Annotated in this window: 26 protein-coding genes; 19 read left to right on the top strand and 7 right to left on the bottom strand. The window is 61.3% G+C overall.

Annotated elements, in window-relative coordinates:
- Positions 1 to 214: 214 nt before the first annotated feature.
- From ACG2K1_RS06395 to ACG2K1_RS06380, 4 genes are all read right to left on the bottom strand, one after another.
- Positions 215 to 697, bottom strand: a complete 483-nt coding sequence (locus ACG2K1_RS06395) for an aminoacyl-tRNA deacylase (RefSeq protein ID WP_009425602.1) — start codon at positions 695 to 697, stop codon at positions 215 to 217.
- A 65-nt stretch (positions 698 to 762) separates the two neighbouring features.
- A complete protein-coding gene (locus ACG2K1_RS06390) occupies positions 763 to 1,407 on the bottom strand; it encodes a TetR/AcrR family transcriptional regulator (RefSeq protein WP_009425601.1) in 645 nt (214 codons plus the stop codon).
- A 75-nt stretch (positions 1,408 to 1,482) separates the two neighbouring features.
- Positions 1,483 to 2,712, bottom strand: a complete 1,230-nt coding sequence (locus tag ACG2K1_RS06385; protein ID WP_395429536.1) for a multifunctional CCA addition/repair protein — start codon at positions 2,710 to 2,712, stop codon at positions 1,483 to 1,485.
- Between the two features lie 91 nt (positions 2,713 to 2,803).
- On the bottom strand, positions 2,804 to 3,754 hold the full coding sequence (locus ACG2K1_RS06380) for a class I SAM-dependent methyltransferase (protein WP_395429537.1): 951 nt from the start codon (positions 3,752 to 3,754) through the stop codon (positions 2,804 to 2,806).
- A 363-nt stretch (positions 3,755 to 4,117) separates the two neighbouring features.
- Between ACG2K1_RS06380 and ACG2K1_RS06375 the strand changes: the two genes are divergently transcribed.
- Positions 4,118 to 5,452 carry a DEAD/DEAH box helicase gene (locus ACG2K1_RS06375; RefSeq protein WP_395429538.1) on the top strand — a complete coding sequence of 445 codons (1,335 nt, stop codon included), beginning with the start codon at positions 4,118 to 4,120 and terminating at the stop codon, positions 5,450 to 5,452.
- A gap of 349 nt (positions 5,453 to 5,801) precedes the next feature.
- On the opposite strand, the gene ACG2K1_RS06370 is transcribed toward ACG2K1_RS06375, so the two are convergent.
- Positions 5,802 to 6,440 carry a hypothetical protein gene (locus tag ACG2K1_RS06370; RefSeq protein ID WP_036495713.1) on the bottom strand — a complete coding sequence of 213 codons (639 nt, stop codon included), beginning with the start codon at positions 6,438 to 6,440 and terminating at the stop codon, positions 5,802 to 5,804.
- Positions 6,441 to 6,559: 119 nt separating this feature from the next.
- On the opposite strand from ACG2K1_RS06370, the gene ACG2K1_RS06365 reads away from it, so the two are divergent.
- From ACG2K1_RS06365 to ACG2K1_RS06330, 8 genes are all read left to right on the top strand, one after another.
- Entirely contained in the window at positions 6,560 to 6,946 is a 387-nt protein-coding gene (locus ACG2K1_RS06365; RefSeq protein WP_009425594.1) for a Spx/MgsR family RNA polymerase-binding regulatory protein, read from the top strand.
- Positions 6,947 to 6,956: 10 nt separating this feature from the next.
- Entirely contained in the window at positions 6,957 to 8,018 is a 1,062-nt protein-coding gene (lpxK, locus tag ACG2K1_RS06360) for a tetraacyldisaccharide 4'-kinase (protein WP_009425593.1), read from the top strand.
- A complete protein-coding gene (locus ACG2K1_RS06355; protein WP_395429539.1) occupies positions 8,015 to 8,542 on the top strand; it encodes a DUF2059 domain-containing protein in 528 nt (175 codons plus the stop codon). The genes lpxK and ACG2K1_RS06355 overlap by 4 nt, the downstream gene beginning before the upstream one ends.
- Positions 8,543 to 8,552: 10 nt before the next feature.
- Positions 8,553 to 8,735, top strand: coding sequence for a Trm112 family protein (locus ACG2K1_RS06350; protein ID WP_395429540.1), 183 nt, complete (start codon positions 8,553 to 8,555; stop codon positions 8,733 to 8,735).
- Positions 8,732 to 9,493, top strand: coding sequence for a 3-deoxy-manno-octulosonate cytidylyltransferase (gene kdsB / locus ACG2K1_RS06345; protein WP_395429541.1), 762 nt, complete (start codon positions 8,732 to 8,734; stop codon positions 9,491 to 9,493). The genes ACG2K1_RS06350 and kdsB overlap by 4 nt, the downstream gene beginning before the upstream one ends.
- 112 nt (positions 9,494 to 9,605) lie before the next feature.
- Positions 9,606 to 10,193, top strand: coding sequence for an aminodeoxychorismate/anthranilate synthase component II (locus ACG2K1_RS06340; RefSeq protein ID WP_094031174.1), 588 nt, complete (start codon positions 9,606 to 9,608; stop codon positions 10,191 to 10,193).
- A 71-nt stretch (positions 10,194 to 10,264) separates the two neighbouring features.
- Positions 10,265 to 11,116 carry a DUF1853 family protein gene (locus ACG2K1_RS06335; RefSeq protein WP_009425588.1) on the top strand — a complete coding sequence of 284 codons (852 nt, stop codon included), beginning with the start codon at positions 10,265 to 10,267 and terminating at the stop codon, positions 11,114 to 11,116.
- A gap of 226 nt (positions 11,117 to 11,342) precedes the next feature.
- Complete coding sequence (locus ACG2K1_RS06330) at positions 11,343 to 11,498, top strand: hypothetical protein (protein ID WP_009425587.1); 156 nt, start codon at positions 11,343 to 11,345, stop codon at positions 11,496 to 11,498.
- A 110-nt stretch (positions 11,499 to 11,608) separates the two neighbouring features.
- Here the strand turns inward: ACG2K1_RS06330 and ACG2K1_RS06325 are convergent, their stop codons facing one another.
- Together ACG2K1_RS06325 and rnc are read right to left on the bottom strand one after the other, a co-directional pair.
- The gene (locus ACG2K1_RS06325) at positions 11,609 to 11,944 is read right to left on the bottom strand and encodes a hypothetical protein (protein ID WP_395429542.1); all 336 of its coding nucleotides are present in this window, start codon (positions 11,942 to 11,944) and stop codon (positions 11,609 to 11,611) included.
- Between the two features lie 25 nt (positions 11,945 to 11,969).
- A complete protein-coding gene (gene rnc, locus ACG2K1_RS06320; protein WP_036495710.1) occupies positions 11,970 to 12,722 on the bottom strand; it encodes a ribonuclease III in 753 nt (250 codons plus the stop codon).
- A gap of 175 nt (positions 12,723 to 12,897) precedes the next feature.
- Here rnc and folP point away from each other — a divergent pair, with 175 nt between their 5' ends.
- The 10 genes from folP (at position 12,898) to rplS (ending at position 22,423) form a co-directional block, all read left to right on the top strand.
- A complete protein-coding gene (gene folP, locus ACG2K1_RS06315) occupies positions 12,898 to 13,749 on the top strand; it encodes a dihydropteroate synthase (protein WP_395429543.1) in 852 nt (283 codons plus the stop codon).
- A gap of 170 nt (positions 13,750 to 13,919) precedes the next feature.
- Positions 13,920 to 15,257 carry a phosphoglucosamine mutase gene (gene glmM, locus ACG2K1_RS06310; protein WP_395429544.1) on the top strand — a complete coding sequence of 446 codons (1,338 nt, stop codon included), beginning with the start codon at positions 13,920 to 13,922 and terminating at the stop codon, positions 15,255 to 15,257.
- 179 nt (positions 15,258 to 15,436) lie between these two features.
- On the top strand, positions 15,437 to 16,129 hold the full coding sequence (locus tag ACG2K1_RS06305; protein WP_395429545.1) for a DedA family protein: 693 nt from the start codon (positions 15,437 to 15,439) through the stop codon (positions 16,127 to 16,129).
- An 84-nt stretch (positions 16,130 to 16,213) separates the two neighbouring features.
- Positions 16,214 to 16,735 (top strand): shikimate kinase, encoded by a 522-nt coding sequence (locus ACG2K1_RS06300; protein WP_009425581.1) that lies wholly within the window; start codon positions 16,214 to 16,216, stop codon positions 16,733 to 16,735.
- 3 nt (positions 16,736 to 16,738) lie between these two features.
- Positions 16,739 to 17,818, top strand: coding sequence for a 3-dehydroquinate synthase (aroB, locus tag ACG2K1_RS06295; protein ID WP_395429547.1), 1,080 nt, complete (start codon positions 16,739 to 16,741; stop codon positions 17,816 to 17,818).
- Positions 17,819 to 18,234: 416 nt separating this feature from the next.
- A complete protein-coding gene (locus tag ACG2K1_RS06290; protein ID WP_395429548.1) occupies positions 18,235 to 20,445 on the top strand; it encodes a GNAT family N-acetyltransferase in 2,211 nt (736 codons plus the stop codon).
- Positions 20,446 to 20,524: 79 nt separating this feature from the next.
- Positions 20,525 to 20,773 (top strand): 30S ribosomal protein S16, encoded by a 249-nt coding sequence (gene rpsP / locus ACG2K1_RS06285; RefSeq protein ID WP_009425577.1) that lies wholly within the window; start codon positions 20,525 to 20,527, stop codon positions 20,771 to 20,773.
- Between the two features lie 3 nt (positions 20,774 to 20,776).
- Complete coding sequence (gene rimM, locus ACG2K1_RS06280) at positions 20,777 to 21,286, top strand: ribosome maturation factor RimM (protein ID WP_395429549.1); 510 nt, start codon at positions 20,777 to 20,779, stop codon at positions 21,284 to 21,286.
- Entirely contained in the window at positions 21,286 to 22,038 is a 753-nt protein-coding gene (trmD, locus tag ACG2K1_RS06275; protein WP_009425575.1) for a tRNA (guanosine(37)-N1)-methyltransferase TrmD, read from the top strand. Before rimM ends, trmD begins: the two co-directional genes overlap by 1 nt.
- Before the next feature lie 13 nt (positions 22,039 to 22,051).
- Positions 22,052 to 22,423: a 50S ribosomal protein L19 gene (rplS, locus tag ACG2K1_RS06270; RefSeq protein WP_009425574.1), complete on the top strand. Its 372-nt coding sequence runs from the start codon at positions 22,052 to 22,054 to the stop codon at positions 22,421 to 22,423.
- Positions 22,424 to 22,524: the final 101 nt, after the last annotated feature.

Below are 22,524 nucleotides of genomic sequence, written 5' to 3'. Positions count from 1 at the left end.
AAGTGGAAAAAGAATTTGTCATGTCTGTGTTCAAACGATTTGTTCTGTTAACGTCGTATCAGAGTATCATCGGTAAACGCGTGCGCTACAGGGCGGCATATTCTATGCGGCTTGGCTCAAACGATGCTGGATCCTGCGGGTAGAAGGCCGTCTGAAAGCCGAATCCGGGCTTTCAGACGGCCTTTTTCAGACGGCCTTTCGTGTTGCGGTTGTGCTAATCCGTTGCCACGTCGACGCTTTGCGGGTTGAGGGTGTGCAGCACCTGCGGGCTGATTTCGACGAGGAAGCCGCGTTTGCCGCCGTTGATGTAAATGGTGTCCAAATCCAAGATGCTGCGTTCGACGAAGACGGGCAGGGCGGTTTTGGTGCCGAAGGGGCTGGTGCCGCCGACGAGGTAGCCCGTCCATTTGGCGGCCTGCTGCGGGGCGGCCGGTTCGATATGTTTCATGCCCAGTTGGCGGGCGAGGTTGCGGGTGGAGATTTGCCGGTCGCCGTGCATGAGGACGATGAGGCCTTTTTTGGCTTCGTTTTGCAGGACGATGGTTTTGACGACTTGGTGTTCGGGCACGTTGAGGCAGGCGGCGGAATGCGCCGTGCCGCCGTGTTCTTCGTAGGGGTAGAGGCGGGGGGTGAAGGCGGCGCGGGCGGCGCGCAGGAAGCGGACGGCGGGGGTGACGGGGTAATCGGGTTTGCTCATGGTGCGGCTCGGGGGCGGTTTGTGCCTGTATCCGTTTGGGGCATAACGGGGCGGGGCTGTGGGTTTCAGGCTTTGAGTTTGGCGTTGATGGCGGCGAACTCGGCGCGGTGGTCGGGGTGGATGTAGGGTTTGAGCAGGCTGAGGTTGCGCAGCACGCCCAGGCGTTTGGTGTCTTCGGGCAGTTTGCCGCTGCGGCGTACGGAGCCGTGCAGGTCGAACCAGTATTTGGTGATGATCCACATGTTGAGGGCGAGGTTTTGCAGGTCTTCTTTGTCGGCCTGCAGGATGCCGGTGGCGGCGAGGTGTTCGAGGTAGCGCAGGACGACGGGGGAGGCTTTGGCGCGGGTGAATTCGTTGTAGTCGCCCAGAAGTTCGGCGTTGCGCGAAAGGAGGGCGTTGGTGTCGCTGAACAGGAAGCGGTAGTCCCACATGGTGGCGAAGATGGCGTCGAGGTAGGCGGCGACGTCGGACAGGTTTTGCGGGGCGTCGGCTTCGCGGATTTGCGCCATCATGGTGCTGCTGTAGCGGCGGTGGAGCTGGAGGATGATTTCGTCTTTGTTGCGGAAGTGGTAGTAGAGGTTGCCGGGGCTGATGCCGAGGTAGGCGGCGATGTGGTTGGTGGTGGTGGCGCGTTCGCTTTCTTCGTTGAAGAGTTTGAGGGCGGCGTCGAGGATGCGGTTGTAGGTGTTGGGGCGGGTTTCTTTGGTCATGTTTTTTTCCGTTTGGTTTGTCGGAGACCGTCTGAAAGGGGCGTTTCACGTTTTAATTTCGTTGAAGCTTCGCTTTCATACGGCCGTTTTGCGGTAGGGTTCGTGCACGGCTTGGAGTTTTGCCAGGCGCGCGCGTCTGACGGCTTCGGGTATGCGCGCGGGGTCGGTGCAGGAGGCGGCGACGGCGGCGGTGTCGGTTTCGTTGGCGGCGGACAGGAGGGCAAGCCAGTGCGCCATTTGCGGGTAGGGTTCGTGTTCCCTGCCCAGGCGTCCCTGCACGTCGGCCAGGCAGACGTTTAAGGCCGTCTGAAAACGTTCGGGGCGGCGGAAGGCGTCGGTGCGCTGCAAAACGTCGAGGGCGGTGGCAGGGCGCAGGGTTTTGACGCTGTGGAGGATGATGTGCCAGCGGCAGACGAGTTCGGCCAACTCGGCGCAGGCTTTGGGTACGCGCCAGCGGCGGTTGACGGCTTGGACGGGTTTGACGCCCGCAATGTCGTGGCCGTGGTGGCGCGGCAGGATGTCGGGCGGGGTGAGGGCTTTGCCCAAATCGTGCAGCATAGCGGCGTAGCGTTCGGGCAGGCTCAGGCCGAGGTCGGCGGCGCGTTGCAGGGTCATGAGTGTGTGGATACCGCTGTCGATTTCAGGGTGGTGTTCGGCACGCTGCGGCACGCCGAACAGGGCGTCCACTTCGGGCAGGATGGTTTTGAGCGCGCCGCATTCGCGCAAAACTTCAATCATGCGGCGCGGCTGTTTTTCCATCAGGCCTTTGGCCAGCTCCTGCCAGACGCGTTCGGCAACGAGGGCGTCGGCTTCGCCCGCATCCACCATTTGTTTCATCAGGCTCATGGTTTCGGGGGCGACGGCAAAGCCGTAGCGGGCGGCGAAGCGGGCGGTGCGCAGGATGCGGACGGGGTCTTCGGCGAAGGCGGGGGATACGTGGCGCAGGATTTTGTTTTGCAGATCGGCGCGGCCGCCGAAGGGGTCGGTGATGCGGCCGTCTTTGTCCTGTGCCATGGCGTTGATGGTGAGGTCGCGCCGCATCAGGTCTTGTTCGAGGGTGACGCTTTTGTCGGTGTGGAAGGCAAAGCCTGCGTAGCCTTTGCCGGTTTTGCGTTCGGTGCGGGCGAGGGCGTATTCTTCGTGCGTTTCGGGATGGAGGAAGACGGGAAAGTCTCTGCCGACGGGCTGATAGCCCTGCGCCAGCATGGCTGCGGCGTCCGCACCGACGACCACCCAGTCGCGGTCTTTTACTGCCAATCCGAGCAGGGCGTCGCGCACCGCGCCGCCGACGAGATAGGTTTGCATGTTCTGCCCTTTGCTGATGCCCTTTGAGGGGGCGGATTATATGCGAAAGGCCGTCTGAAACGCACTTTCAGACGGCCTTCGTGCTGCCGTTTCAGACGGCCTGATGGCGGATTTCCCAACACTGGTGGATTTTTTTGTTGCGGAAATCGTCGGGTACGGATTGTTTGGAAATGTCTTTGATTTCATAGCGTTGCGAGACGTCTTCGTCCAGAGTGAAGCTGCGGAGGTTGTTGGAAAAATACAAAAGGCCGTCTGAATCGAGCAGGCTCATGGCGCCGTCGATGAGGCGGGCGTGGTCGCGCTGGATGTCGAGCGTGTCGGGCATTTTTTTGCTGTTGGAAAAGCTGGGCGGGTCCATCACGATGAGGTCGAACCGCTTGCCCTCGCGCGAGGCCGTCTGAAGGTATTGGAACACGTCGGCGCGGATGATTCGGTGCTGCGCGGCATCGATGCCGTTGAGCTCGAAATTGCGCTTGGCCCAATCGAGATAAGTTTTCGACAAATCAACGGTTTCGCTCGATACCGCGCCGCCCGTTGCGGCATATACGGTGAAGCTGCCGGTGTAGGAAAACAGGTTGAGAAAGCGTTTGCCCGCCGCGCTGTCGCCCACTTTTTTGCGCGTGTTGCGGTGGTCGAGAAAGAGGCCGGTGTCGAGGTATTTGTCGAGATTGACCCAAAAGCGGCGGCCGTGTTCGGATACGGTGAAATCTTCGCCTGCGCGGCCGGTTTTTTCATACTGCTGCGTGCCCTTTTGCCGTTCGCGCCGCTTGAGGTGGATGTCGTCGGGCGAAAAACCGGTTACGAAAACAACCGCTTCGATGATTGCGGCGAGCCATTCTTCGTATTCGTCGTCAGCCATCAGCCAGCCGGTGTCGTATTCCTGCAAATGGATTTGGCTGCCGTACACATCGACTGCAAAGGGAAACTGCGGAATGTCGCGGTCGTAAATGCGCCATGCTTCGAGGCCGTTGCGCTTGGCCCATTTCATCAGGTGTTTGATGTTTTTGCCCAGGCGGTTGGCAAAGGGGGTGATGTCGGTCATTCAGACGGCCTTTCGTGCGGCAGGGTTGCAAAGGGCTTGATTTTACCGTAATTAACGCCGCCGCGCTTGACCGCGTCGCCTTGCGCCTATATTATCCGCCGTTCGCCTTTTTATCCGAAGCCATCGTCTGCCAACCTAAGAATCTGATTGTTTACAGATTCTCAAACCGCCCCGACGGGCGCGTTTCTTTTGTCTTTTCCCTTGCGGAAAACGTATCTTGCAGGTTGTTGTCGATGTTAACCACAAGCCAGAACCGCTTGCGACAACCCTGTACCGCCAATCTTCATTGACGTTACCCATCCGAGCTTCAGGCCGTCTGAAAACGTGCAGACGGAAGCGTGTTGTTGTCTCTGAAAGATAGCCGTGTCTATTAAATTCTCCGATTTACACCTCGACAAAAACATCCTCTCCGCCCTGACAAGCGCGGGCTACGAAACACCCACGCCGATTCAGGCGCAGGCCGTGCCTTTTGCGCTGGAAGGCCGCGATATCATGGCTTCGGCACAAACCGGTTCGGGCAAAACCGCCGCCTTTCTGCTGCCCACGCTGCAACGCCTGACCCGCCGCAGCGACAAACCCGGCAAAGGCCCGCGCGCGCTCGTGCTCACGCCCACGCGCGAGTTGGCCGCCCAAGTGGAAAAAAACGCGCTCAATTACGCGAAAAACATGAAATGGTTCCGCACCGTCAGCATCGTCGGCGGCGCGTCGTTCGGCTACCAAACCCGCGCCTTGAGCAAACCGGTTGATCTGATTGTGGCCACGCCCGGCCGTCTGATGGATTTGATGAACAGCGGCAAGGTTGATTTTGACCGGCTCGAAGTGCTGATTCTCGACGAAGCCGACCGTATGCTCGACATGGGCTTTATCGACGACATCGAAACCATCGTCGCCGCCACGCCCAAAGAGCGCCAAACCCTGCTGTTTTCCGCCACATGGGACGGCGCGGTCGGCAAACTTGCCCGCAAGCTTACTAAAAACCCCGAAGTCATCGAAATCGAACGCGTGGACGAACAAGGCAAAATCGAAGAGCAGCTTTTGTATTGCGACGATATGCGCCATAAAAACCGCCTGCTCGACCATATTTTGCGCGATGCCAACATCGACCAATGCGTGATTTTCACCTCCACCAAAGCCATGACCGAAGTCATCGCCGACGAGCTTTACGAAAAAGGCTTCGCCGCCAACTGTCTGCACGGCGATATGCCGCAGGGTTGGCGCAACCGAACATTGATGGATTTGCGTAAAGGCCGCTGCAAAATCCTTGTCGCCACCGACGTGGCCGCACGCGGCATCGACGTGCCCACCATCACCCACGTTATCAACTACGACCTGCCCAAACAGGCCGAAGACTACGTGCACCGCATCGGCCGCACCGGCCGCGCCGGCCGCACCGGCACCGCCATCACCTTTGCCGAAGTCAACGAATACGTGAAAGTGCACAAAATCGAAAAATACATCGGCCGCAAACTGCCCGAGCTGACCATCGAAGGCATGGAGCCGACCCGAAAACGCAAAGCCGCAGGCGGCAAGCCCAAATCACGCGGCAGCTGGGGCAGCAAAGGCGGCTTCGACAAAGACAAAAAATTCGGCCACCGCGAGGGCGGGTTTAAAAAAGAAGGCGGCTTCAAGAAAGAGGGCGGCTTTAAAAAGCGCGACGGTTTCAAAGGCAAAAAACCGTCTGCCGCCAAACGCGGGTAAACTTAGCTGCCGATACGCCAAAGGCCGTCTGTAAAGATGTTCAGACGGCCTTTTTGTGTTTGGCGGCGGTAGGTCGGGCATTGATGCCCGAATTTTGTGAACGGGATTTGTCGGGCATGAATGCCCGACCTACAAACTCCATTGATATAGAGAGCCAAAATAAAAAATCTACGGCGTTGCTGCGCCTTGCCGTACTACCTGTACTGTCTTCGGCTTGCTGCCTTGTATCTTTTTTATTTTGACTCACTATACGTCAAAGGCCGTCTGAAAACCGGATAACGGGTTTTCAGACGACCTTTTTCATACAAAAATGCGTTTTGACTTCGTTGAAACTTCGCTTTCAGACGGCTTAACGGCTCAAATCCCGCATATCCTTCCAGCCCTTGTTGGTCTGCACCAGGGTAATGCTTTGGTTGCGCGGCTCTTTGAGCGGCTCCCATTCTTTGCCGCCCGCCTTAATCAGCTTGTCCGCCCATTTTTCCGCGTCCAATTCGGCCTGATAGGACACTTCCGACACGGTGAAACCGTTGTCGGGCGTCGGCGTGGTGAACCAGTTGATTTTGCCGATTTTCTGTTTGCCGACGCAGAACAGCGGCCCGCGCGGCGTACCGCGTGCCTGTGCCGCGCCTTTTTCGGTCAGCTCGAAAACGGCGGGGGCGTTTTTGTCTCCGCCGTCCTGCGCTTTCACTTTGCGGTAGAAGCCCTCTTTTGTCAGGATTTCAATCTGTTTGGCCGCCGTTTCGTTGATGCGTTTGCCCGCCGCATCGCGCGCGGCGTATTGCAGCAGCGGCTCGCCCACCGCCACATTGCGGAAGGCCGGCTGTCCGTCGGGCGTCTGCACGTCGAGCACCAGCGGCAGGCAGACGTTGCGTCCGCCGCCCGACTCTTCGAGCGCTTTTTTGAAGTTCGCTTCGCCGGCCTCGTTGCCGCTGCCGCAGGCGGCAAGCAGCAGGGCGGCAACAGCGGGCAGGAATACGGTTTTTTTCATCTGTTTTCTCCAAATACGGTTTGCACAAAACGCGGCAAGCATATAGAGAAACCCCGCATGAGGCAACTGCCGCGCGGCTTTGCTACAATCGCGGCTTTTGCGAAACAAGGAATCGGCACATGACGGTTTTATACGGCATCCCCAATTGCGACACGGTGAAAAAAGCGCGCCTCTGGCTGCAGGAACACGGCATCGCTTACGAATTTTCCGACTTTAAAAAACAGAGGCCGTCTGAAAACCAAATCCAAGCCTGGCTGGCCGACATCCCCTTGTCCGTGCTGCTCAACCGGCGTGGCACGACTTGGCGCAGGCTGACGCCCGAACAGCAGGCCGCCGCCGACAATCCCGCGGCCGCCGTCGCCCTGATGGCCGCCGAACCGAGCCTGATCAAACGCCCAGTGCTCGAACACGGCGGCGCTGTCCACTGCGGCTTTCAGACGGCCTTGTACGAAGAACTCTTCGCTCCGTCCCTTTCAGACGGCCGCAACCAGCCGTCTGCCGGATAGGCCGTCTGAAATGCCCAAGCTCCACCAAATCATCGAAAGCCACTGGCAGCGGCCGCGTCTGCCGCTCACCCTGCTGCTGTGGCTGCCCGCCCGCCTGTTTCAGACGGCCTCCGCCCTGCGCCGCCATCTGTACCGCACAGGCCGTCTGAAAAGCGAAAAACTGCCCGTGCCCCTTATCGTTGTCGGCAACATCCACGCGGGCGGCACGGGCAAAACGCCGGTCACCGCCGCGCTGGTAAAAGGCTTGCAGGCGCAGGGGCTGAAAGTCGGTATCGTCAGCCGAGGCTACGGGCGGCAGGGCGGCGGCGTCCACGTTTTACACCCGCGCAGCACCGCCGCCGCCGCGGGCGACGAACCTTTGATGCTCTACCGCCAAACCGCCGCGCCCGCCGCCGTCGGCAGCCGCCGCGCCGACGCCGCCCGCGCCCTGCTGGCGGCGCATCCCGATTTGGATGCTATTGTCGCCGACGACGGTTTGCAGCATTACGCGCTGGCGCGCGACATCGAAATCGCCGTTTTTCCCGCCGCCGATCTGGCGCGGCGCAATCTCGACCTGCTGCCCAACGGCTGCCTGCGCGAACCGCCCTCCCGACTGGCGCAGGCCGATTACGTCGTTATCAGCGGCAGCACGGAAGACACCGACGCCGCGCCGCTGCGCCTGCCGCCGGAAAAAGTGTTTTTCTCGACCGTGCAGCCGGGCGCAATCTACCGCCTTGCCGACCCCGGCGAAACCTTCGATACAGACCGTCTGAAAACGGGCAAAACCGCCGCCCTGGCCGCCATTGCCAAGCCCGAACGCTTTTTCCGCAGCCTGCGCGTGCTGGGCATCGTGCCCGACGAAACCGTGTCCCTGCCCGACCATGCCGCCCTGTCCGCCGCCGATCTGCCCGCGGCCGATACGGTGTTCGTCACCGAAAAAGACGCGGCCAAATTTTCAGACGGCCCCATCCCCGAAAACGTTTGGGTGCTGCCCGTTTGTGCGATAATCCGCCCCGATTTGGCGGCGCAGCTTGCAGGCCGTCTGAAAAACCCGCAACCCGTTTGCGAACCGAACGAAAGGACAACACCGTGAAAAAAAACCTGCTGGCCGCCGTGCTCTCCTGCGTCTGCGCCGCCGCCTTCGCCGCGCCGCCCACCGATGCCTCGCTGGAAAAGCTGATGGAAGTGCAGCACATCGACGAGATGTGGAAAAACATGTCCGCCGCCATTCCCGACATGGCCAAGCAAGTCATCGCCGACAGCGGCGAAATGAAGGCCGTGTTGGAGCGCGTACCCGAAAGCAAAAAAGAGCGGTTTGCCCAAATCACCGAAAAATTCCTGCGCGACACCGCCGCCGAAACTGCTTCGCCCGCTTTTCAAGGCCGTCTGAAAAAATACGTTATGCAGGAAATGAAAGCCACCTACACGCAGGAAGAAGTGGACGCCATGACCGCCTTCTTCGGCACACCCGTCGGCCAGTCGATACTCGGCAAACAGGTCGGCTTCGTCAAAAAAATCATGCCGCAGGTGATGAAAATGACGCAGGAAACCACCGCCCGCCACGCCCGCGCCTACATCAAAGAACTCGAGCGCCTCTCCGCCCGCCCCGAAAAATAAGGAATCCGCCATGGAACAAAAATACTTCGACATCCTCGTCTGCCCCGTTACCAAAGGCAGACTCGAATACCGCCGCGACAAACAGGAGCTGTGGAGCCGCCAGGCCAAACTCGCCTTCCCGATTAAAGACGGCATCCCCTATATGCTCGAAAGCGAAGCGCGCGAACTGAGCGAAGAGGAGTTAGCAGCATGAACACGGAATTCACCGTTATTATCCCCGCCCGCCTCTCGTCCAGCCGCCTGCCGCGCAAAGCGCTGGCCGACATCGGCGGCAAACCGATGGTTGTGCGCGTGGCCGAACAGGCGGGCAAAAGCGGCGCGGTGCGCATCGTCGTCGCCACCGATGCCGCCGAAATTCAGACGGCCTGCCAAGCGCACGGCATCGAAACCGTGCTCACCGCCGAAAGTCACGAAAGCGGCACCACCCGCCTGGCCGAAGCCGCGCACATCCTCGGCCTGCCGCCGCAAACCGTCGTCGTCAACGTGCAGGGCGACGAGCCGCTGATCGATCCCGAACTCATCCGCCAAACCGCCGCCGCCCTCGCCGACGGCCGGGCACCGATGGCCACCGCCGCCCACGAAATCAACGATTTCGACGAATTCCTCAACCCCAACGTCGTCAAAGTCGTGCCCAACGCACAGGGGCAGGCACTCTATTTCAGCCGCGCCCCCATCGCCTACCCGCGCGACACCATGCGGCAAAACCTGCGCGAACTGCCGCAGCCCCTGCCGCTGCGCCACATCGGTATCTACGCCTACCGCGCCGGATTTTTGCAGGAATACGCCGCCATGCCGCCCTCGCCGCTGGAACACACCGAATCGCTGGAACAGCTGCGCGTCCTCTGGCATGGCCGCGCCATCGCCGTCGGCATCACCGCCCAAGCCCCCGCCCCCGGCGTCGACACCCAAGAAGACCTCGAGCGCGTGCGGCAGATTTTTCAGACGGCCTGAACCGTGCAGGCAGATAAAAAGGCCGTCTGAAAAGCAAAGCAGACGGCACATCTGTTTTCAGACGGCCTCCCGCGAAACCGCGTCTTCAATCCAATCAAACGCTTAGTGAACCATGCTACTCTTTATCGACAACTACGACAGCTTCACCTACAACATCGTCCAATACTTCGGCGAACTCGGACAGGAAGTGCTGGTACGCAGCAACGACGGCATCACCCTTGAAGAAATCGCCGCCCTCGCGCCGCAGTATCTCGTGATCGGCCCCGGCCCCTGCTCGCCCAAAGAAGCGGGCGTGTCGGTGGAGGCGATACGGCATTTCGCGGGCAGGCTGCCTGTTTTGGGCGTGTGCCTCGGCCACCAGGCCATCGGCGAAGCCTTCGGCGGCTGCATCGTCCGCGCCAAAGAGCTGATGCACGGCAAAGTCTCGCCCGTGTACCACAACAACGGCGGCGTGTTCGCCAATCTGCCCAACCCCGTCACCTGCACGCGCTACCACAGCCTCGCCGTCGAACGCGACAGCCTGCCCGACTGCCTCGAAATCTCCGCATGGACGCAGGACGGCGAAATCATGGGGCTGCGCCACAAAGAATACGCCGTCGAAGGCGTGCAGTTCCACCCCGAAGCCCTGCTCACCGAACACGGCCACGACATGCTCGCCAACTTCCTGCGCGAATTTGCCGCCTTCCAGGCGCAACGCTAAACTTCTTTTCAGACGGCCTCAAACATACTTTGAGGCCGTCTGAAACATTCCGCCCGCTCCTTTGCCGAACCATGAACTACGCCCTCGACGCCCTCTGGTGGCGGCTCGCCGACCCGCACGTCCGCGCCCTTGCCGCTATTCTCACCGCCCCCGCCCCCTGGCACAGCGGCTGCGAACTGCCCGTGCGCACCCTGCTGGGCGAAGGCGGCTTCCGCTACCTTCTCGCTTTGGACGACGATCCCGCACCGCTTGCCGCCCGCCTCGCCGCCGACGCCCCGCACCACGGCCGCCTCGGCCGCTACGCCGAAAGCCTGCTTGCCTTCTGGCTGGACACCGCCCCGCACAGCCGCCTGCTCGCCCGCAACCTCCGCCTTTCAGACGGCCTGAACACGGCGGGCGAACTCGATTTCATCGCCGAACTCAGCGGCACGCCCTATCACATCGAATTGGCCTGCAAATACTACGGCGCGGCCGACGGCAGCCCCGACGGCTTTGTCGGCCTCAACCCGCAAGACCGCCTTACCGCCAAAGCCGCCAAGCTGCAAAAACAGCTTGCCGCCGCACAGAGCGGAGCAGGGCGGGCAGCTTTGGCCGCAGCGGGCGTTTCCCGCGAGCCGCGCAGCGTCAGCATCCTGCGCGGCACCCTGTTCGCCCCCGCCGCCGCCGTTTGGCAGAGCCCGCTCAACCCGCTGGGCTGGCACGGCCTTTATTTCGACCAATGGCCGTCTGAAAACGGGTTTTCAGACGGCCTGCGCTACACCCGCCTGCCGCGCCTGTCCTACCTCGCCCCCGCACGGGTGCGCGAAGATGAAACGCAAGACTGGCGGCAAATCCGCCAAGAACCGCACGGCCTCTTCGCCGCCCTCGAACGCCGTCCCGACGGCTTCTGGCACGAAACCGCACGCATAATGAAACGCGGCTGAACGCAGCCGTGCTAGGGCGTGTTGACATTCAACTTTTGAAGCGGATTTTTTGGCATAAAACGGCAGATGCAAGGCGAAAATGCGACATAGGCGAGTATTTTCAACGCGGCAGATGCCGTTTTAGGACGGAAAAGCTGCCAAAATGTTGATTGTCAACACGCCCTAAGGCAGGCGTTGCCGCACGCAACAGTATTTTTGACCCACCCCCGAACGGCTTGAACGCATCATGAAAACCCTCGAATTTACCTGCGGCGGCCTGCTGACCCTGTGGCCGACGCCCGAAGTCCGACAATGCAGCGGCATTTCCCTGATTCAAATCCGCCTGAACGCGCAGCAGACAGACCGTCTGAAACCTCTTATCGGCGCTTTTGTGCCGTCGTAACGCAGGCAGTCGGCAAACAATCAGGCCGTCTGAAAAGCAGCAAAATGCTTTTCAGACGGCCTTTTTGTTTTTCAGACGGCCTTACGGGCAAAGGCCGTCTGAAATCGGTTTTACTCCGCCGAATATTCGATGGTGCCGTTTGTACGCTGGACGATGATGCCGATGCAGCCGGCGGAGGGGGTGATCAAGACGAAGCGGTAGGCGTCGTCTGTGAAGTCTTCCAACCACGGGTATTCGTCCAGCCAGCTTTGCGGAGCTTGGCGGGCGGGACAGGTGTAGACGTCGAGGATGATGTTTTGTTCGGTCAGCGTTTGCAGCAGGAAGGCGGCGACGGAGCTGAGGCGCAGCGTGCCGCCGTCGAGGAAGATGTCCAGCGTTTCCTGCTGCGGGTGGTGGCGGGCGCCGAGGATTTTGCGGTCGTGCAAATCGGGGGAGAAGCTGTTCATTGTTCGCTCCGCTGGAACTTTGCTTTCAGACGGCCTTTTTGCCGTGGCGGCTTTTGCGTTTTTTCGCGGGGGCGGAAACCGGATGGCGTTCGGCGAGCCAGGCGAAGGCTTCGGCGGCGGCCTGCTGTTCGGCGGCTCGGCGGCTGGATGCTTCGGCGGTGGAGATGAAGCCGAGTTCGCCCAAGTCGCAGGAAACGGTGAAACGGGCGTCGCTGCCTTCGCCTTCCTGATGTTCGATGCGGTATTTTGGAAGGGCGAAGCGCTGTGCCTGCAAGGCTTCCTGCAGGCGGGTTTTGGCGTCTTTGGCTTCGGTTTCGCCGCAGTCGGCGGATCGGACGCGCTCGGCAAACAGGCGGCGGACGACGGCTTCGGCGGCGGCAAAATCGGCATCGAAGCTGACGGCGGCAAACAGGGCTTCGAGGGCGTCGGCGAGGATGGAAGGCCGTCTGAAACCGCCGCTTTTGAGTTCGCCCGCGCCCAGAAGCAAGCCGTCGCCCAGGCCGATGGCGGCGGCGGTTTCGGCCAGAGTTTCTTGGTTGACGAGGTTGGCTCTGAGGCGGGAGAGGCGGCCTTCGGGCAGGTCGGGATAGGCGTCGAACAGCATTTTGGCGACGGCATAGTTGAGGATGGAATCGCCGACAAATTCGAAGCGCTCGTTGTGGGCGGACGAGTGGCTGCGGTGGGTGAGGGCGCGCAAGAGCAGGGCGGGATCGGCGAAGCGGTGGCCGATTTTGTCTTCGATGCGGCGCAGGGCGGCGGCGTGGAGGGTTTTGTTCATGGTATTTGGCGCGGTTTTTAACCGGGTTGGAACATGGCTTTCAGACGGCCTTTTGCGGGCGAAAAGGCCGTCTGAAAACGTGTCGGAAAAAGGCGGCATTGTAGCGGATTAGTCTGCCGTGGTCTTGCCCGCCCTGCTGTATAATCGCGCCTTTTTCACAAGGGCGGGGCAGGGTATGGAACGGATTTGGCAGGCGGGGCGGTTTGAATTGGATTTGGCCGCGCCGAAAATCATGGGCATTGTGAATGTGACGCCCGATTCGTTTTCCGACGGCGGCACTTATGCGGCGGCTGCGGCCGACACGCTTGCGCATGCGGAGAAGCTGCTGCGCGGCGGTGCGGACATTTTGGACGTGGGCGGCGAATCGACGCGGCCGGGCGCGGATTTCGTGCCGGCGGAAGAGGAGTGGCGGCGGCTGTCGACGGTACTGCCCGAGCTGGCGAAATGGAATGTGCCGATTAGTGTCGATACGCGGCGCACGGAGATTATGCGGCGGCTGCTGGATGCGGGCTGGGCGGACGTGATTAATGATGTGCAGGCGCTGGAAGATGCGGGTGCGGCGGCGCTTTTGGCGCGGCATCCGATGGTCGGCGTCTGCCTGATGCATATGAAGGGGCTGCCGCAGACGATGCAGGACAATCCCGCCTATGGCGATGTGGTGGCGGAAGTGGCGGCCTATCTGAACGAACGCGCGGCGGCCTGCGAAGCGGCGGGCATTGCGCGGCGGCGGCTGGTGCTCGATCCGGGTTTCGGTTTCGGCAAAACGCTGGAACACAATACCGCGCTGATGCGCGGCCTGCGGGTGCTGGCGCGGGAATGCGGCCTGCCGCTTTTGATTGGTGTGTCGCGCAAACGGATGATCGGGGCGCTGACAGGCGAAGAGAAGCCGTCTGAACGGGCGGCGGGCAGCGTGGCGGCGGCGCTGGCGGCGGTGTCGCGCGGCGCAAACATCCTGCGCGTGCACGATGTGAAGGAAACCGCCGACGCGCTAAAAGTGTGGGCGGCGCTGGGTGGGGATTTGGCTTGACGGGATATGAGGCCGTCTGAAAAGCCTTTCAGACGGCCTCCGATGCACAAAGACCGAGAAAGCGTGGCGCATGGCTCAATATGGCGGTTTATTACGCGCTTAACTGCTGTTTTTCAAAATTATTTTTCCGTTTTCATTCTATATTTTCATTCTATAAAAGGAGCAGAATCATGGCTAAAAAATATTTCGGCACCGACGGCGTGCGCGGCGAGGTGGGCAAATTTCCGATTACCCCCGATTTCGTGTTGAAACTGGGCTATGCCGCCGGGCGCGTGCTGGTAAAACACGACGGCAAGGGCAGGCCGACGGTGATTATCGGCAAGGACACGCGCATTTCCGGCTATATGCTGGAAGCGGCGCTGGTGGCGGGCTTCACCTCGGCGGGCGTGAACGTAATCCAGACCGGCCCGCTGCCCACGCCCGGCATCGCCTATCTGACGCGCGCGCTGCGGCTGGCGGCGGGCGTGATGATTTCCGCCTCGCACAACGGCTATGCCGACAACGGCATCAAGTTTTTTGCCGAAGGCGGCGTGAAGCTGTCCGACAAAATCGAGCTGGAAATCGAGGCCGAATTGGACAAAACGGCGCAAACCGAGCATTCCGACCGCCTCGGCCGCGCCCGCCGCATCAACGGCGCCGACGACCGCTACATCGAGTTCTGCAAATCCACCTTCCCCAACCATTTCGACCTGCGCGGCCTGAAACTGGTGGTAGACAGTGCCAACGGCGCGGGCTACGGCGTCGCACCGAAAGTGTTCCACGAGCTGGGCGCGGAAGTGGTGAGCATCGCCGACGAACCCAACGGCTACAACATCAACGAGCGCTGCGGCGCAACCTATGCGAAAAACCTGCAGGCCGCCGTTTTGCAGAACGAAGCCGACTACGGCATCGCCCTCGACGGCGACGGCGACCGCCTGCTGATGGCCGACAAAAACGGCCGCGTCTACGACGGCGACAAACTCATCTACGTTATCGCCAAAGCCCGCGCGCAGGAAGGGCTGCCGTTGGGCGGCGTGGTCGGCACGGTCATGACCAATATGGCGATGGAGCTGGCCTTGCAGGAGAAAAACATCCCCTTCGCACGCGCCAAAGTCGGCGACCGCTACGTGCTCGAACAGTTGCAGGAGCGCGGCTGGCTGGTGGGCGGCGAGGCCTCCGGCCATGTGCTGTGCATGGACAAACACAACACGGGCGACGGCATCATCTCCGCCCTGCAAGTGTTCGCCGCCCTGCAAATTCTGGGGCAGGACTTGGAAACAGCGGTGGACTGGAAAGCCTTCCCGCAAACCATGATTAACGTGCGCATTGAAAAAGGGCGCGACTGGCAGAGCGCGTCGGCCGCCGTGCTGGCCGAAGTGGAACAGAGCCTTGCGGGCGAAGGCCGCGTGGTGCTGCGCGCATCGGGCACAGAGCCGGTAGTGCGCGTGATGGTCGAAGCACGCCGCGCCGACGCCGCCAAACAGGGCGCGGAGAAAATCGCCGACGCCATCCGCCAAGCGGCCGGATAAGGCCGTCTGAACCGATCAGCCCTGCGGATTTGCCGCCGCGCCCGCAGGGCTAAACGGTGTAAAAACGGCGCGCCGCATGGCTTGTGATACGGTATAATCCGCCGCTTCTTTCAGACGGCCTGATGCCGCGCGGCATCAGGTTTCGGTTTTTCGACAACGCCCGACAGGAAACAGGATTTATGGCTGCCTTTTTAGAAAGTTTCTTCCTCCAATACGGATACGCAGCCGTGTTTTCCGTGCTTATCGCCTGCGGCTTCGGCGTGCCCATTCCCGAAGACATCACCCTCGTCACCGGCGGCATCATCTCCGGCCTCGGCTACACCGACGTGCACATCATGGTCGTCGTGGGCATGGCGGGCGTCTTGGCGGGCGACGGGCTGGTGTTTGCCGCCGGACGCATCTGGGGCGACAACATCCTCAAATTCAAACCCATCGCCCGCGTCATGACGCCCAAGCGCTACGCGCAGGTGGAAGAAAAATTTGAAAAATACGGCAACTGGGTGCTCTTCGTCGCCCGTTTCCTGCCCGGCCTGCGCACCCCCATCTACATGACTGCAGGCATCAGCGGCAAAGTGTCCGTGCTGCGCTTTATCGTGATGGACGGCCTCGCCGCCCTGATTTCCGTGCCCATCTGGGTCTATCTCGGCGACTACGGCGCCACCAACCGCGACTGGCTGATGAAAACCGTCCACCAACTCCAACACGGCCTGTTCGCCGCCATCGGCATCGGCGCGGCCGTTATCGGCTGGTTTTGGTGGAAAAAACGCACCCGCATTCGCTTTTACCGCGAAAAACTGGCCGAATCCCGCGCCAAACGCAAAGCCGCCAAAGCAGAAAAAAAAGCGGCAAAGCAAAGCGCCGACAAAAAATAACCAGAAAAAGGCTTTCAGACGGCCGTCTGAAAGCCTTTTTCACACAGCGCAGATTTCCGTATTTTTCGGTTAAAATACGTTGCCATGAACCCAGCCAAAAACAACCTCTTCCTAATCGGCCTGCCGGGCGCGGGCAAAACCACCCTCGGCAGACAGCTTGCCAAACGGCTCGACCGTCCGTTTTACGACAGCGACCAAACCGTCTGCGGGCGCACCGGCGTGTCCGTTCCCACCATCTTCGAGATGGAGGGCGAAGAAGGCTTCCGCATCCGCGAAGCGGCCGTTATCGACGAGCTCACCGCCCTTGACGGCATCGTCCTTGCCACCGGCGGCGGCGCGGCCATGCGCGAAGAAAACCGCCGCCGCCTGCACGAACGCGGCACCGTTATCTACCTGCACGCCGTGCCCGAAATCCTGCTCGAGCGCACCCGCTGCGACAAAAACCGCCCGCTGCTGCAAGTGGCCGACCCGCTGACCAAACTGCGCGCCCTCTACGACGCGCGCGACGCCGTCTACCGCGCTGCCGCCCACCTTGTCGTCGAAGCCGACCAACACGACGGCCGCAAAACCGTCGCCCGCATCCTGCAACTTCTCCAACAGGACTAAACCATGCGCACCCTCACCGTCGCCGCCCCGTCGCACAGCTACCCCATCTTTATCGGCGAAAACCTGCTGTCCGGCCTCGCGCCGCACCTTGCCCCCTACGTCGGCAAAAAAGCCGCCGTCATCACCAACACTACCGTCGCCCCCCTCTACCTCAAACACGTTCAGACGGCCTTAGACAGCCTCGGCGTCGAACACTTCCCCGTCATCCTGCCCGACGGCGAAGCCTACAAAACCTTCGACTCCCTCAACCTGATCTACGACGAACTCCTGCGCCGCCACGCCGAACGCGGCACCACCCTTATCGCCCTCGGCGGCGGCGTTATCGGCGACACCGCAGGCTTTGCCGCCGCCACCTACCAGCGCGGCGCCCCCTTCGTCCAAATCCCCACCACCCTCTTAAGCCAGGTCGACTCCTCCGTCGGCGGCAAAACCGCCGTCAACCACCCGCTGGGCAAAAACATGATCGGCGCGTTTTACCAGCCGCAGGCCGTCTTCGCCGACCTCACCGCCCTCGCCACCCTGCCGCCGCGCGAATTTTCCGCAGGCATGGCCGAAGTCATCAAATACGCCCTGTTGGGCGACGCGGATTTTCTCGACTGGCTGGAAAACAACATCGACGCCGTGATGGCGCAGCAGCCCGCAGCCCTCGCGCACACCGTCTACCACTGCTGCAAAATGAAAGCCGACATCGTCGCCGCCGACGAAACCGAACGCGGCATCCGCGCCTACCTCAACCTCGGCCACACCTTCGGCCACGCTATCGAAGCCGAAATGGGCTACGGCAACTGGCTGCACGGCGAAGCCGTCGCCGCCGGTATGGTGCTCGCCTGCCGCCTGTCCGAGCAGACAGGCCGTCTGAACGCCGCCGACACCGAACGCGCCGCCGCCCTCATCCGCCGCGCCCGCCTGCCCGACGCCCCGCCGAAATTCCCCTTTGAACAATGGCTGGCACACATGCGCCACGACAAAAAAGTCAGCGGCGGCGTCATGCGCTTCGTCGGCCTCGAACGCCTCGGCCAAGCCGAAATCACCGCCGTCGAAGACACGGAAATCCTCCGCCGCACCCTCGAGCCTTATCTGTAAAATCCTTCTCAGAAAAACCTTTCAGACGGCCTGTTGCAGGGTATGTTGCGCAGCAACGCACGCGGTTTGGAGAACCAAAAACCGTCCCACCGCCATCAATCAGGCCGTCTGAAAACGAGCCGCCTTGATTTTCAGACGGCCTCCGTCAGTAGAGTGCGTGCCGCAGCAAACACGCGGCACGAAGCGGAAACCGTTCCTCCCCGTAGGGCGTGTTGCGCAGCAACGCACGTGGTTTTGGTTTGCTGCAAACCATGCCAATCATTCAAAATAAAAAGCTATCTGGAAACAGACCAACCGCTTTTTCAGACGGTCTCCGCCGCAAAGTCCGTCTTTCCAGAAACGCCATCCCCGCGAAGGCGGGGCGCCTCCCGTCCTTTATAAAGAGGCCGTCTGAAACCGCCGCACAGGAGAAAACCATGCTGCCCCTTCCCCTGACCCCGCTTTTCGATGCCCGCCACATCGCCGTTATCGGCGCCAGCCAGCGCATGGAAACCCTCGGCGGGCGCGTGTTTGCCGCCCTGCTGCACCGGCCGTTCTACGGTCGGCTCACACCCGTCAACCTGCGACGCAAAACCGTGGCAGGGCTGGCGGCTTATGCGGCGGTGGCGCAGATCGGCGAAACGCCCGACGCAGCCGTGGTTGCCGTCAACGCGCAGGGCAGGGCGGGCGCGGTGGCGGCCTGTGCGGCGGCGGGCGTGCCCTGCGTGCTGGTGCTGACGGCCGACGGTGAAGACGGCGGCGCGGGCGAATACGCCGCGCTGCTGAAAGCGGCAGGCGGCGAAGATGCGCCGACGCAGCTTCTGCTCTGCGGCGAAGACGGTTTCAACCTGCCGCAAAACGGTCTGTATGCCAACGGCGGCGGCCTGTTTCCCGCAGCGGGGCGCGTGGCGTTGATCGGGCGGCAGGACGGCTTCTGCCGTGACGTGTTCCACCGGCTGGACGGTTTGAATGTCGGCTTTTCCTTTGCCGCCGGCTTGACGCCCGCCGCGCCGCCCGACCCGTGGCTGAACCGTTTCCGCGAAGACGCGGGCAGCCATGTGCTGGTTGTCCAATACCTGCCCGGACAGGATGCCGCTTTTTACAGCACGCTGCGGCTCGCGGCGCAGGACAAACAGATCATTCTCCACGCCGCGCAAAGCCTGTCCGAACAGGAAACCGCGCTGCTGCACGCATTGTGCGGACGCTGCGGCGCATTGCCGACGCGCACGCCCGACGAGTTGCGCGCCGCCGTGCACGCCGCCTGCCTGCCGCGCCTGCGCCACGCGGCGGGCGTCCACATCCTCGGCGGTGGCGAAACGGGCTGGCTGGCCGATATGGCGCGCGCCGCCGGTGTGCAGCCGCAAGTCCTGCCTGCCTACGGCCGCCACGCCAATCCTCTGGAAATCCGCGATTTGGCCGCCGCCGCGCTGAACGGGCAAGACTGCCGCGCCCTGCTGGTGTCGGCCGCCGAACGCCCCGATGCCGTGCCGCAGCTTGCCCAATTGCAAAAACAGAGCGAAACGCCGCTTTATCTGGCCGCAGGCAGCGCGGCGGCAGGGTTTTCAGACGGCCTTCTGACTTTCGATACATCCGAGCAGGCAGTACGCACGCTGGCGGCGCAAAGCGCGTGGCAGCGCATCCGCAAAGAGCGGCAAACCGCCGCCAAACCGCCGCAGCAGACGCCGTCGCCGCCCGATTTGCGTCAGGCCGCGCTGTTGTCCGAGCATCCAACCGAGCTTGCCGCCGCCCTGCACCTGCCGCCGACGGAAGCGGAAAACCTGTTTTCAGACGGCCTTTTGTCCTACCGCATCCTGCCGCACTACGGCGCGGCGCTTGAAGCGCAATACCGCGGACAGACGGTGATGCTTCTGCCGCCCTTCGACACCGGCCACGCCCGCCGCCTAAACCGCTTTTTCGGCGGCAGCAGGCTGACCGGCGCGCTGGAACAGCTGCTGTTTTCCCTCAATGCCGCCGCTTACGGCCTGCCGCAGCTGCAATCGCTGCGTATCCGCGTCGATACCGCCGCTGCACGGATGCAGACGGAAAGCCTGTCTGTCGCCCGGGAAGCCGACGGACAAAGCCCCCCGTTTTTTGCCGCCGCGCCGCTTTCAGACGGCCGCTTCTTCACCGCCGCCGACGGACGGATACTTTTCGTCCGCCCGCTTTTGCCCGAAGACGCCGAAGCCTTGCAGCAGTTTGTCCGCAATATGGACGAAAACGACCGCCGCACGCGTTTTATGAGCGCCGTCAAAGAACTGCCGGGCGAGCGCCTTGCCCGTTTCAGCCGTTTGGACTATGCCCGCGAGGCAGCCGTTGCCGCGTGGTACGGAAACGGCGAGATGGCCGGCTGGGCGCAATACGCCTGCCTGCGTTTCCCCGACGCCTGTGAGTTCGGCATCGCCGTGGCCGCCGACATGAAAGGGCAGGGACTGGCGCAGTATCTGATGCGGCTGCTGGTGCGCAGCGCCGGGCGGCAGGGCTACCGTTCCGTCTGCGCCGAAATCCTCGCCGGAAACGCCGCCATGCTCGCCCTAGCCGCAAAACTGGGTTTCAAAACCGCGCCTTCGGCGGAGGACGGCGGCCTTTTTTCCGCGAAGCTGCCGCTGCAAAAAGAAAAACGCCCGAAAAACCGCCTGCTGCGGCAATAAACGCTTGCGCGAAGCCGCCAAAGCAGCTTAAAATCCGCGCCTTTGTGTATCTCCGAACTTTCATTTGAGGAAAATAAACATGGTAGTTATCCGTTTGGCCCGCGGCGGCTCGAAAAAACGTCCCTTTTACAGCGTTGTCGTGACCGACAGCCGTAACCGCCGCGACGGCCGCTTCATCGAACGCGTCGGCTTCTACAACCCCGTTGCCAACGAAAAACAGGAACGCGTCCGCCTGAACAGCGAACGCCTGAACCACTGGGTCGGCCAGGGCGCGCAAATGAGCGATTCCGTTGCCAAACTGGTTAAAGAGCAACAGGCAGCCGCTTAATTTATGGCAGACGAAACGCAATGGGTGGCCATGGGCTACATCAAAGGCGCGTTCGGCGTGAAAGGCTGGGTAAAAGTCTCGGCTGACACCGAATACGCCGACAGCCTGCTGGATTACCCGCAGTGGCGTCTGCGTAAAGACACACATGCCGTTCAGGTCGAAGTTGAGGCCGGGAAACTGAACGGCAGCGAACTGCAAGTCAAATTTTCCGGCACAAACGACCGTGATGCCGCGCACGCCCTGCGCGGCTACACCATCGAAATCAGCCGCGCCGACTTCGCCCAAACCGAAGAAGGAGAATATTATTGGGCGGATTTGGTCGGTATGGCGGTTATCAGCCGCAGCGGCGAATCTCTCGGTACAGTGTCCGGGCTGATGCAAACGGGTGCGCACGATATTCTCATCGTCGACGGCGACAAAGGGCGGCAGCTGATTCCTTTCGTTGATCACTTTATCGATGACGTCAGCCGCGAAAACCGTACCATCACCGCCGATTGGGCTGCGGATTACTGATGAAAATCCAAGCGATTACCCTGTTTCCGGAAATGTTCGACAGCATTACCGGCTACGGCGTGACCGGAAGGGCGCTGCAACAGGGGCTTTGGCAGTTTGAAGCGGTCAACCCGCGCCGTTTTGCCGACAACAAACTTGGCTATATCGACGACAGACCGTTTGGCGGCGGACCGGGCATGATTATGATGGCACCGCCGCTTTATGCCGCCATCGAAGCCGCACGGGCGCAGACGCAAAGCGGCAGGGGCAGGGTGATATACCTCAGCCCGCAGGGAGCAGCGCTGACCCATGCAAAAGCAGCAGAACTGGCGCAGCTTTCCGATCTTATACTGCTGTGCGGCCGCTACGAAGGCATAGACGAGCGGTTGCTGCAAAGCGGCGTTGATGAAGAAATCGGTATCGGCGACTTCGTCGTCTCCGGAGGCGAATTGCCCGCTATGATGCTGATGGATGCGGTATTGAGACTGGTGCCCGGCGTATTGGGCGACGCGCGCTCTGCCGAGCAGGACTCGTTTTCAGACGGCCTCTTGGATTGTCCGCACTACACCAGACCCACAGAATTTCAGGGCATGGTTGTTCCCGAAGTCTTACGTTCGGGCAACCACGGCCTGATAGCCGAGTGGCGGTTGGAACAATCGCTGCGACGCACCTTGGTGCGCCGGCCGGATTTGCTGGCACGGCGCAGTTTGATCCCACAGGAAGCCCGCCTCTTGCAGAAAATCGAGCAGGAGCAACGGGAAATCCAATCATAATTTAGGAAAAACAATGAATCTAATCCAACAACTCGAGCAGGAAGAAATCGCCCGCCTGAACAAAACCATCCCCGAATTTGCACCGGGCGACACCGTTGTCGTATCCGTGCGTGTGGTCGAAGGTAACCGCAGCCGTCTGCAGGCTTACGAAGGCGTTGTTATTTCCCGCCGCAACCGCGGTTTGAACAGCAACTTCATCGTCCGCAAAATCTCCAGCGGCGAAGGCGTCGAGCGTACTTTCCAGCTTTACTCCCCCAACGTCGAAAAAATCGAAGTCAAACGCCGTGGCGACGTGCGCCGCGCCAAGCTGTACTACCTGCGCGGTCTGACCGGCAAAGCCGCCCGCATCAAAGAAAAACTGCCTGCCCGCAAAGCACAGGGCTGATTTCTGCCGTACAGCTTGTTATGCACAAAACCGCCGTCCTGTCGCGACAGCGGTTTTGTTTTGTCTGTAACGGCGGTGATGTGCGGTTTTGTGGCTAATGT

Origin of the sequence: Neisseria sp. 23W00296 (genome assembly GCF_044772855.1) — a bacterium.
GTDB lineage: Bacteria > Pseudomonadota > Gammaproteobacteria > Burkholderiales > Neisseriaceae > Neisseria.
The sequence above is the reverse complement of the archived record's forward strand: the minus strand, read 5'-3'. Positions and strand labels throughout refer to the sequence as shown.